11 protein-coding genes and 1 tRNA gene are annotated in these 9,906 nt (G+C 71.2%); 3 read left to right on the top strand and 9 right to left on the bottom strand.

Going from position 1 to position 9,906, the window contains the following annotated elements; genetic code table 11:
• Positions 1-154 precede the first annotated feature (154 nt).
• The 3 genes from ABD332_RS54830 to ABD332_RS54820 form a co-directional block, all read right to left on the bottom strand.
• A complete protein-coding gene (locus tag ABD332_RS54830; RefSeq protein WP_344514191.1) occupies positions 155-1,021 on the bottom strand; it encodes a carbohydrate ABC transporter permease in 867 nt (288 codons plus the stop codon).
• A complete protein-coding gene (locus ABD332_RS54825) occupies positions 1,018-1,740 on the bottom strand; it encodes a GntR family transcriptional regulator (RefSeq protein WP_344514189.1) in 723 nt (240 codons plus the stop codon). The genes ABD332_RS54830 and ABD332_RS54825 overlap by 4 nt, the downstream gene beginning before the upstream one ends.
• A 280-nt stretch (positions 1,741-2,020) precedes the next feature.
• Complete coding sequence (locus ABD332_RS54820) at positions 2,021-2,323, bottom strand: ribbon-helix-helix domain-containing protein (protein WP_344514187.1); 303 nt, start codon at positions 2,321-2,323, stop codon at positions 2,021-2,023.
• A gap of 402 nt (positions 2,324-2,725) precedes the next feature.
• Between ABD332_RS54820 and ABD332_RS54815 the strand changes: the two genes are divergently transcribed.
• Positions 2,726-3,112, top strand: coding sequence for a hypothetical protein (locus tag ABD332_RS54815; protein ID WP_344514185.1), 387 nt, complete (start codon positions 2,726-2,728; stop codon positions 3,110-3,112).
• A gap of 33 nt (positions 3,113-3,145) precedes the next feature.
• Positions 3,146-3,562, top strand: coding sequence for a hypothetical protein (locus tag ABD332_RS54810; protein ID WP_344514183.1), 417 nt, complete (start codon positions 3,146-3,148; stop codon positions 3,560-3,562).
• A 77-nt stretch (positions 3,563-3,639) separates the two neighbouring features.
• Here ABD332_RS54810 and ABD332_RS54805 read toward each other — a convergent pair.
• Positions 3,640-3,712, bottom strand: a tRNA-Thr gene (locus ABD332_RS54805).
• 71 nt (positions 3,713-3,783) lie between these two features.
• On the opposite strand from ABD332_RS54805, the gene ABD332_RS54800 reads away from it, so the two are divergent.
• Entirely contained in the window at positions 3,784-5,589 is a 1,806-nt protein-coding gene (locus ABD332_RS54800) for a metallophosphoesterase family protein (RefSeq protein WP_425552458.1), read from the top strand.
• Between the two features lie 102 nt (positions 5,590-5,691).
• Here ABD332_RS54800 and ABD332_RS54795 read toward each other — a convergent pair whose 3' ends face one another.
• The 5 genes from ABD332_RS54795 to ABD332_RS54775 form a co-directional block, all read right to left on the bottom strand.
• Entirely contained in the window at positions 5,692-6,261 is a 570-nt protein-coding gene (locus ABD332_RS54795) for a hypothetical protein (protein WP_344514179.1), read from the bottom strand.
• An 18-nt stretch (positions 6,262-6,279) separates the two neighbouring features.
• Positions 6,280-6,975, bottom strand: a complete 696-nt coding sequence (locus ABD332_RS54790) for a hypothetical protein (RefSeq protein ID WP_344514177.1) — start codon at positions 6,973-6,975, stop codon at positions 6,280-6,282.
• Positions 6,976-7,495: 520 nt separating this feature from the next.
• Complete coding sequence (locus tag ABD332_RS54785; RefSeq protein WP_344514175.1) at positions 7,496-7,795, bottom strand: hypothetical protein; 300 nt, start codon at positions 7,793-7,795, stop codon at positions 7,496-7,498.
• A 32-nt stretch (positions 7,796-7,827) separates the two neighbouring features.
• A complete protein-coding gene (locus tag ABD332_RS54780) occupies positions 7,828-8,142 on the bottom strand; it encodes a YbaB/EbfC family nucleoid-associated protein (RefSeq protein ID WP_344514173.1) in 315 nt (104 codons plus the stop codon).
• An 82-nt stretch (positions 8,143-8,224) separates the two neighbouring features.
• A complete protein-coding gene (locus ABD332_RS54775) occupies positions 8,225-9,430 on the bottom strand; it encodes a DNA polymerase III subunit delta' (protein ID WP_344514171.1) in 1,206 nt (401 codons plus the stop codon).
• Positions 9,431-9,906: the final 476 nt, after the last annotated feature.

Here is a 9,906-nt window from a genome sequence, read left to right as displayed (position 1 = left end):
ATCGCGGTGAAGTGCTCGAACGTGAGGTGCTCCGGGAAGAGCCGCGGCGGGAACCGGAACACCTCGTGCGTCGGGGTCAGCGCCGTGACGAGCACCCAGTAGACCGGCCCGAAGGCGAAGATGCCGACGAGCGCGACGGTCACCGCTGCCTTTCTCACGCCCGCTCACCCCGCTCGGAGAACCGGACGTAGACGATCGTCAGGCCGAGGATGAGCACCAGCCACAGGGCGCCGAGCGCGCTCGCCTGGCCGAGGTCGAAGGCCTTGAACGCGGTGTCGTAGACCGCGACCGCGAACGTCGTCGTGGAGCCGGCCGGGCCGCCGTGCGTCAGCACGTAGATCATGTCGAAGTGCTGCAGGTTCCAGATGACCTCCAGCAGCACGACGATGCCGAGGACCCCGCGCAGGTGTGGCAGCGTCACGCGCCAGAACCGGTTGACGCTCCCGGCGCCGTCGAGCGCGGCGGCCTCGTACAGCGCCTCGGGCACGGTCTGCAGCCCGGCGAGCAGCATCACCATGATCCACGGGAAGCTCGCCCAGGTCTTCGCCACGATGACGGCGGCCATCGCGGTGCCGGGGCTGCCGAGCCAGACGATCGGCTCGTCGATCAGGTGCATGCTCGTGAGGAGCCCGTTGAGCAGGCCGTAGTTGGCGTTGAAGATCCAGAGCCAGACGAACGACACGACGACGCCGGGGATCACCCACGGCAGCAGGAACAGCCCGCGCAGCACCGCCCGGCCTTTGAGTCGCGTGTTGAGCGCCAGGGCGAGGGCCATGCCGATGACGACCGGCGCCACGGTCGCGCCGGCGGTGAAGACGAGCGTGTTGCGCAGCGTCGGCCAGAACTGCCGGCCGAGCACGTCGGTGAAGTTGGCCAGGCCGGCGAACGAGCGCCCCGGCAGCACCAGGCTCTGGTCGAACAGGCTCGTGGTCAGCGAACCGACCAGCGGGTACAGCACCACGGCGCTCAGCAACGCCAGCGCGGGGAGGGTCAGCAGGAACCCGAACGTCCGGTCCTTCATGTCATCACGCTCGGGTGGTCGTCATCCAGGTCGATCAGCTCCGGGTCGAGCTGGGCGGCGAGCTCCACGCCCAGCTGCCACTCGACGTGGTCGCGCGCGGCCCGCTCGGCGCCGTCGGGGTCCCGCCGCCGCAGCGCGCCGAGGATCGCCTCGTGCTCGGTGATGACCTGCCCCCAGGCCGGCTCGACGCGGACGCCGACGCGGTAGTGCTGCACCCGCAGCAGGGCCAGGTCGGTCAGCTCGCGGAGCGTCGCGTAGCGGGTGGCGGTCGCGATGCCGGTGTGGAACTGCCGGTTGAGCCCCGACATCGGGGTGAGCTTGCCCCGCTGGTGCTGGAACTGCATCTGCGCGTGCAGCTCCTCCAGCTCCTCCAGCTCGGCGTCGGTGATGACCGCGGCGGCGACCCGGGCGCTGAGCCCTTCGAGCGCGCCACGGGCCAGGTAGACGCCGCGCATCTCGCGCAGCGACAGGGGCGCCACGTGCGCGCCGGCGTGCGGGTTGGGCTGCACCACGAGCCCCTGGCCGGTGAGCCGCTGGATCGCCTCCCGCAGCGGGATCTTGCTGATGCCGAACTGCCGCGAGAGCGCGTCGATGTTGACCCGCTCGCCGGGGCGCAGCTCACCGCTGAGGATCGCGTCGCGCAGCCGCTCGTACACGAGGTCCGCCTTGGTCTGGAACCCACCGAGCGGCCTGTCGAACGCGTCTGCCATGTCAGGCATCTCCCCTGCTCAGCGTCGACCGTATACGATCGACCATCTACTGTTGAGGAGTGTTGCACGCCACCCGAGCGGCTTTCAAGAGGCTTCAGGGCATGGAAAAGCCCCCCACGGCGGTGGGGGGCTGCGCGTTTCGCAAGCAATGCCGCAACGTACCGGCGAGTATCTATTGACTGAAGGCAACGAACTGAATACGTTGCGTCATGCCTATCGGGTTTCTCCTGGAATCCAGGGCAGGAAGGCCCGAGGAGCACACCTCGGGCCTTCCTTCTGGCATCCCGGATCAGATGATGTGAATGCGCTCGATCTCGCCATTGGCATGCTGGACCCGCAGCACTCCTTCATTGCGGTCCATGATCTCCTGCACGATGGCGTAGATCTGCAGCGCCCGGTTGATCGTGTCGGTCTTGCTGTACCGCTCAGTGGAGCTGATCTGCTCCAGCGCCTTCATGGCCTGCTGGTTGAGGTTCACCGTCACTCGCGTGAGCCCATTGCCACCGCCGGCGCCCACCGGGTCACCCGGCCCCGGTATGTCGACGTCGTCATTGACGGCGGCCCGATGGTCAAGCGTGTCGGTTCTGCTCATAACTTCGCTCCTCCTGGTGAGCGTCGCCCCTGCCACTACGTTCGGTAACCGGCAACAGCCGATGCAGTCATGGTATACCCAAAGTATGCCTCTGGATACGATTAACTGCTGCATCAGTGCTGCAACACGCGGATCATGGCACGCGTGAGCGCGGATCGCTAGAGGTCAGGCCCAAGATCTCGGCGAAACTGTTCGCTTCCGAACGCTTCCGCGGTAAGCAAGTCACATAAAGATGCACCTTACGTACATCAAACTGATGACTCAAGCGCTCAACTTTGCTGCATTAAGGTCTGGCGCATACTCGCCTTCATCACTTACCGTAACATCCGTCGGTTCCTATTCAGGGGTACGAGGACGGAGCGCATGCGGAGAAAGCGAGTGTCTGAACAGCAGCATCTGGACTTGACCGAGTCCGAGGACCGCGACGGGGAGCCGTCCACAGACAGTTACGTTCTGCAATCGCGCCACTACGAGGTTACCGGGGCGCCGAAGCTCGACCTCGCCGCCGAGACGCCCAGCCCCGATGCGGTCGTCAGGTACATGGGCGAGACGGTCCGCACCTCCTTCGCACTCACCATCTGGAGGCACCTGAGCTTCCGCTTCAACCATCATCAGTCGGGAGCATCGACGGGCGCGGGTGAATTCGTGGTCGCCTGCGTCACCGTGCTCGGCATTGCGGCCGTCATCGTCGTCGCACCCGACTGGCGCCGGGCACTGGTCGCGGGCGCAGTCGCGGTCGCCACGGCGGTGCCCCTCGCCTTCCTGTTGATCCGCCGCCGCTCGAACTGACCCGAACCGACAGAACCGGAGGAGGAGCCGATCATGGCCGCAATGGAGTTCGACCTCAACGAGGTCCAGCTGGAGCTGCTCACCCAGTCGGGCCCGTTGGACCTCAACATGGACGTCATCCACCACGCACGCCAGTTGAACACCCTGACCTCGCAGATCCTGGCCCAGCGCGACCGCGACGAGTTCGAAGACGTGAACATGCTCGTGCACGAAGCGGACCGGCTCTACCAGAGCCTGCTGCGCGTCGCGGCGCGTCAGGCGGCGATCGACGAGCTCAAGGCGCACCGGCGGTCGATGCTCCACTCGCAGCACGTGGACCTGTCCAAGGATGTTCCCACCGCGGCGGCGCACGTCGGGCAGAACCGGATCATCGGCCCGAGCCGGGTCGAGCGCGGCCTGCACCGCTTCGGGTTCCACCCCCGCGAGCCCGAGATCTCCCTGGTCGCCTGAGCGCGTCCGCTTCCGGTTCTACGGCGGCATGCAAAGCGCCCCCCACCTACAGGTGGGGGGCGCTTCGACGTTGCCAGAGCCGCCTAACGGAATCGAACCGTTGACCTATTCATTACGAGTGAATCGCTCTGCCGACTGAGCTAAGGCGGCAACGATGACCAAGTGTACGGCACGCCCAGGGGGCGCGCGCGAGGGGTTATCCGAGTAACGTCCGGCGCGTGATCCCTGACGATCTGCCGGCCGCCCCCGGCGAGCTCACGGCACAGCCCGGCGACCCCATCCTGCCGATGCCCGAGACCGGGCCGCCGGTCGCGCGGGTCGGCGACCGGCCCGACGCGCTGGACCCCGACCAGATGGGGTTCACCCCGCGGCGGGCCGTGCCGTGGCTGAGCCCGGTGCTGCTCAGCGGCACCGCGGTGCGGGTGGTGCTGGCCGACCTGTTCGGGGCGTACCTGGACAAGCGCGAGCTGCAGGACTCGATGCCGGACCGGATCATGCGGGAGGCGCCCGGGTACACCGGCTTCCTGAGCGCCGAGGACGCCGACGACATCCCCGACGGGGAGCTGTGGGTGGACTACTGCGCCGACACCGGCGACGGGTTCAACGCCACCTACTCCGTGGCCTACCTGCTGGCGCAGCAGTCGCTGACGGTCGAGGGGCACGAGCTGCCCCGCGGTGAGGTGCTCGTCCTCGGCGGCGACCAGGTCTACCCGACGGCGAGCGGGCAGCAGTACGAGGACCGCTTCAAGGGCCCGTTCCGCGCCGCGTTCCCCGACCCGCCCGCGGAGGGTCCCCGCCCCCGCATGTACGCGGTGCCCGGCAACCACGACTGGTACGACGGCCTGACCGCGTTCCTCCGCCTGTTCGTCCGTGGCGGCGAGGGCAAGATCGGCGGCTGGCAGACCCGCCAGTCGCGGTCGTACTTCGCGATCCAGCTGCCCAACCGATGGTGGATCCTCGGCACGGACGTGCAGGCCGGCGCGTACATCGACGACCCACAGCTGCGGTACTTCAACCGCGTCGCGGCCCGCCTCGGCCCCGGTGACAAGGTGATCATCTGCCCACCGGCGCCGAGCTGGGTGGAGGCGCAGGAGGACCGCAAGGCGTACGACAGCCTCGACTACTTCGTGCGGACCGTCATCGCCCCGACCGGCGCCGACGTGAAGCTGATGCTCTCCGGTGATCTGCATCACTACGCCCGGTACGAGGGCACCGACCGCCAGCTGATCACCTGCGGCGGCGGGGGCGCGTACCTGTATCCGACGCACGAGCTGCCGCCGCGGATCGAGGTGCCGCCCCGGCGCTCGCTGGTGCGCAACGCGAGCCCTTCGCAGTGGTTCGACTTCAAGGCGGCGTACCCGAGCAAGGCCCGGTCGCGGGCCCTCTCCCTCGGCGTCTTCTGGCGCGTGCCGTGGCGCAACCCCATGTTCCTCGGCCTGCTCGGCGTGCTGCAGACCCTGACGATGCTCGCCTTCGTCAACGCTGCCGACCGCGTCATCTCCGGCACCGAGCAGCGGCTCGTCACCATCCCCGCGTTCCTGATGGTGATGGTCGACGTGCTCAGCGGCTTCTTCCTCGCGATGCCGGGCGTCGCCGGGAAACGCAGACCCCGGCACTGGATTCTCGGCCTGGGGCACGGCGCCGCGTTCGTCGGCATCGCCGTGCTCGGCACGTGGGCGTGGCTCAACCTGCCGTTCGTCGACCAGCCGTGGCCGCTGCCGCTGCTCATCGCGATCGTGCTGTACTTCCCGCTGTCGTGCGTCGCGGCCGGCGAGCTCTTCGCGCTGTACCTGCTGATCGCCTCGAAGTTCGGCGTGAACGTCAACGAGCTGTTCGCCGGCCAGGGCATCACCGGCTACAAGGGCTTCCTCCGGATGCGGTTCGGCGCCGACGGCACCCTCACGATCTACCCCATCGGGGTGGACCGCACCGCCCGCCGCTGGAACGCGCAGCCGACCGGCTCCTGGTTCGCCCCGCGCAAGCCGATGGCCCTGCGCCTGATGGAGCCCCCGATCGAGCTGTCCTAGCCGGCCTTCATGGAGCCCTCGATCGAGCCGTCCTGGCCGGTCTCATGGAGCCCTCGATCGAGCCGTCCTGGCCGGCCTCATGGAGCGCCCGATGAAGCTGTCCTAGCCGCCGAGGTACGCCAGCAGCCCCACCTCGGGCGCGAGCGCACCGGGCTGCCCGAGCGCGCGGAACTCCTCGGCGACGGCGGCCCGGTCCAGCACGCCGCTGCGGGCCGCCTGGTACCGCACGATCGAATACAGGAACACGTCGAGGTTGTCGAACTGGGTGTGCCCCTCGATGACCTGCTCCTCGTGGAACCAGACGGCGATCCTGCCGTTGGTCAGCATCACGTACAGGTTGCCGCCGCCGTCCGACGCGATCGACCACACGTCGTCGTCGGTGAGCCGGGTCGCGTAGTCCGAGTCGAGGATCTCGCACTCGTTCCCGGCGAAGTCGAACCCGTACGAATACCCGGACACGTCGACGACCCACGGCAGCGTCCCGGACCGCACCCGCCGGTCGAACGCCGCGAGCGCCACGGCCGCCTCCCGCGGGAGCCGCGCCAGGAACGGGTCCACCGGCCGGGTGTCCGCCGGTACCTCGACCGGCGGCCGGTCCGGGAACCAGCGGACCAGGTCGCCCTCGAAGCCGTCGTCGCCGTATCCGGAAAGCTGCTCGACCGCGGTTGGCATGCGGCGATCGTAATGCCCCTACAACGCGACCCTGGTGGTCGGTGCCGCACCCCCGGCGGGCCCGGCCCCGGGCTCGCTGTAGCGCAGCTCTTCCAGGTCGGGCGCCCGGCGCGCCATCAGCTCGCGCGCTTCGGCGAACGCGTCCGCCGCCGGTTGCAGCACCCGCACCGCGATCCTCGCCGCCGCCTCCAGCACGTCCGCCGCCGGTGGCTCCTCCCTCAGTGCAGCCGGATCGGCCTGCCGCAGCGTGACGGCCTCCGCGGAGCTCACGACCCGGGCGACCGCCTCGGCGAGCTCGCCCCGCAGCGCGTCGCACCAGTCGGCGAGCGCCTCGGCGTAAGTGGCCGTGGCGCGCAGCCTGCCGGTGATGGTGCCCGGGTCGCCGCCGTCGCCGATGTACGAGGCGAGCGCCCCCCACCGCACCGCGAACGCCTCGGCTCCCGTCCCCTCCCACACCCCGGCCAGGTCCACGGTGAGCTTGCCCTGCCGCCGCGCGAACCGGTCGGCGTCGGCCCGCAGCTGCGCCCCGGCGACCCGCAGCGGCTCGGCCCTGACCTTGAGCCCGAACTCCAGCACGTCCCCGGGCAGCGCCCCGACCCGCCGCAGCAGCTCCCAGACCGGGTCCCCGGCCGGCGCACCCCCGGCGATCAGCACTCTGTCGACCCGGCGCAGCAGGTCACCCCCGACCCCCGCCAACCGCTCAAGCGCGTCCATCATCGCCTCCCCACCCGTCCCGCAGAACGGATGCCTTGGGGCGGCACGCGGCTGGCCCCGCCCACGACGTTCAGCGGTCGTGGGTGGGCGCGTCGCCCCGGAACATGAGGCGTTCCGATGCTGGTGGCGGGACCGTCCAGCACCACCACGCCCGCGGCACGGCGAGCCCTCGATCGCGCGGCCGACCGATCCCCGGACGGGCACGGGGTGCGGCGGCCCGGCTGGTCTCCGGACGGGTCGGGCGGGCGGCGCTCCAGAGCATGGGATGTCCCGGTGCTGATGGCGGGGCCGTCCGGCGCCACCGCACCCACGGCACGGCGAGCCCTCGAGCACGCGGCCGACCGATCCCCGGACGGGCAAGAGATGCGTCGACCCTGAGCGCTGGGTGTCCCGGTGTCGCTGGCGGGGCCGTCCAGCGCCACCGTGCCCGTGGCGCGGTGGGCCGTCGGGGTGGTCGGTGAGGCCGGCCGGCCCGCGGCCCGGGTGCCTGGACGGGTCGGAGGTGCGGCGGCCCGGAGCATCAGGTGTCCCGGTGCTGGTGGCGGGCGTCGTGGTCGGCGGCGCGGTAGGACCGGGCGGCCTGGCGGAGCGCTTCGGCCGTCTCGGCGAGGCGGGCGCCGTGGGTCGAGGCCTCCCGGCCGCGGGCGGTCAGGGCCGTGGTCAGCGTGCGGTGCAGGGCGCGGCCGAGCTCGCCGGGGCCACCGGGGGCATCGCCGCCGAGCGGGCCGGAGCCGGGGTCGATGAGCGCCGTCGTGGTGCTGGTGGCGGCCAGCTCGTCGCCGGTGGCGTCGAGCCGGTTGGCCAGGTCGTCGAGTCGCATGCAGTCCCCCCGCTGGGTCGACGGTGTGCTGGTCAGGCCAGGGAGCGGTAGTCGCCGAACGTCTCGGCGTGCAGCTTCTTCCTCGCCCAGGCGGCGGCGTCGGTGGCGGCGGTGACGGCCGCGCGGACCGAGCGGGACACCTCGGCGCCCGTCTGCCCCCGCAGGTGGTCGATCCGCACGTCGCGGATCGTGCCGTCGGCGGTGACCACCACCTCGACCAGGCCGTCGGGCGAGCGCACGCTCACCTCGACGGTCGTGACCGCCTTGTCGAACTCGGCGAGCAGCGCTTCGATGCGGCGGTAACGCTCCACCGCCTCCTCGATCCACGACTCGTCGATCTCGCGCATGTCGGCCCCTCCCCGGAGTGACCGTACGGCACCAGCGAGTGACACGAAACCCCGAACTCAGGCCTGTGGATAACCTCGCGCGTCAGCCCCGCCACAGCGCGAGCATCATCGCCTCGACGGCGATGCGGGGCTTGACGTTGGCCTCGATGGCGACGCGACACTCCAGCACCGACTCCAGCCGGCGCAGCGTGCTCTCCGGCGCCCACTTCTGCGCGGCGGCCCCGGCGAGCTCGTCGGTGTCGCCGTGCACGGGCTCGACCCCCGCGCCGAACGTGTGCACCAGCACGTCCCGGTAGAACCCGGCGAGATCCACCAGCGCCCGGTCGAGCGCGTCGCGCTGGGTCCGGGTGGCGCGGGACTTCTGCCGCCGTTCGAGGTCCTTGAGCTGCCCGGCCGACCCGCGGGCCGCCCCGGCGGCGCCCTTGCCCGTGCCGCCGGCGCCGAGCGCGGTCTCCAGCGCCGCCCGCTCGGCCGCGTCGGTTTCCAGTACCGACGCTGCCGCCTCCGCCTCGGCGGCCTCGATCAGTGCCGCGGCCGCGTCGAACGCCGCCCCGATGCCCGTCAGCCGCCGCGGCACGGCGAGCACCGCCTCGCGCCGGGCGCGGGCCTGCGGGTCCCGGGCCAGCCGGCGCGCCCGCCCCACGTGCCCCTGCGCCGCGGCCGCCGCCCACGCCGCGGTCTGCTCGTCCAGCCCGTCCCGCCGCCGCAGCAGCCCCGCGATCGCGTCGGCCGGCGGCTGCCGCAGCGGCACGACCCTGCACCTGGACCGGATGGTGACCGAGATGTCGTCGGGATGGGTGCTGGGCGTGCACAGCAGGAACACGGTCCGCGGCGGCGGCTCCTCGATCGCCTTGAGCAACGCGTTGCCCGCCGCCTCGGTCAGCCGGTCCGCGTCCTCGACCAGCAGCACCTGCCAGCGCCCCTGCGTCGGCGAGCTGGCCGCCCGCAACACGAGCGCCCGCATCTCCCCGACCGCGATCGACAGCCCCTCCGGCACCACGAACCGCACGTCGGCGTGCGTGCCACCGAGGGTCGTGTGGCATGCCGTACACACGCCGCAACCACCATCAGGACACTGCAACGCCGCGGCGAAGATGCGCGCCGCCACCGACCTGCCCGACCCGGGCGGCCCGGTGAACAGCCACGCATGCGTCATGCCCGCCTCGGGCACGCCCCCTTGGACGATCACCCCCGCGGCCGCGACCGCCCTGCTCAGGGTCGCGACCGCGTCCTCCTGCCCGACCAGCTCCGCGAAGATCGGCGGAACCGTGCCGACCTCAGACCTCATGCCCACGCCTCCCCCCGACCGCCGGAGCGATCTCCAGCCGACCCACCACCCCGCGCGCGATGGCCAAACGGCCGGCAACAGGTTGGGCGCAGGCGACCACCCCGCAGCCGATCGCCCGCCACCCGACGAGCGTCACTCGCCAGTCGGCCGCCTGCAACACCACCGCCCGGACGAGCACCACTCAGCAGAGGGTCGCGGACAGCACCCACCCCCGCAGAGGTGCCCGCGCCGACATCCAGCGGACGGTGCATGGTGGCAGGGCTCAAACCCGCGCCGACCGTCCTCTCACGAAATCCCGGCCAGGCCGATCGGCGCGGCACATCGACGCACGACGCACGGCCGCTCCGCCCAGCGGTCGTGGGCACACCGCCGTCCGGAAACCTGTCGGCCTCCACGCCCGCGCTCGGCACACCGCCGTCCGTGCCCGCGTGCAGCGCGTCGACGTCGGACACGGTGGCGCCGGGCATGACAGCCTT

Source organism: Dactylosporangium maewongense (assembly GCF_039531485.1).
GTDB lineage: Bacteria > Actinomycetota > Actinomycetes > Mycobacteriales > Micromonosporaceae > Dactylosporangium > Dactylosporangium maewongense.
The sequence above is the reverse complement of the archived record's forward strand: the minus strand, read 5'-3'. Positions and strand labels throughout refer to the sequence as shown.

What these genes read in the sequence shown, in the direction of transcription:
- ABD332_RS54830 (WP_344514191.1), bottom strand. Translation starts at nt 1,021, where the DNA reads ATGAAGGACCGGACGTTCGGGTTCCTGCTGACCCTCCCCGCGCTGGCG.
- ABD332_RS54810 (WP_344514183.1), top strand. Translation starts at nt 3,146, where the DNA reads ATGGCCGCAATGGAGTTCGACCTCAACGAGGTCCAGCTGGAGCTGCTC.
- ABD332_RS54790 (WP_344514177.1), bottom strand. Translation starts at nt 6,975, where the DNA reads ATGGACGCGCTTGAGCGGTTGGCGGGGGTCGGGGGTGACCTGCTGCGC.
- ABD332_RS54795 (WP_344514179.1), bottom strand. Translation starts at nt 6,261, where the DNA reads ATGCCAACCGCGGTCGAGCAGCTTTCCGGATACGGCGACGACGGCTTC.
- ABD332_RS54785 (WP_344514175.1), bottom strand. Translation starts at nt 7,795, where the DNA reads ATGCGACTCGACGACCTGGCCAACCGGCTCGACGCCACCGGCGACGAG.
- ABD332_RS54825 (WP_344514189.1), bottom strand. Translation starts at nt 1,740, where the DNA reads ATGCCTGACATGGCAGACGCGTTCGACAGGCCGCTCGGTGGGTTCCAG.
- ABD332_RS54820 (WP_344514187.1), bottom strand. Translation starts at nt 2,323, where the DNA reads ATGAGCAGAACCGACACGCTTGACCATCGGGCCGCCGTCAATGACGAC.
- ABD332_RS54775 (WP_344514171.1), bottom strand. Translation starts at nt 9,430, where the DNA reads ATGAGGTCTGAGGTCGGCACGGTTCCGCCGATCTTCGCGGAGCTGGTC.
- ABD332_RS54780 (WP_344514173.1), bottom strand. Translation starts at nt 8,142, where the DNA reads ATGCGCGAGATCGACGAGTCGTGGATCGAGGAGGCGGTGGAGCGTTAC.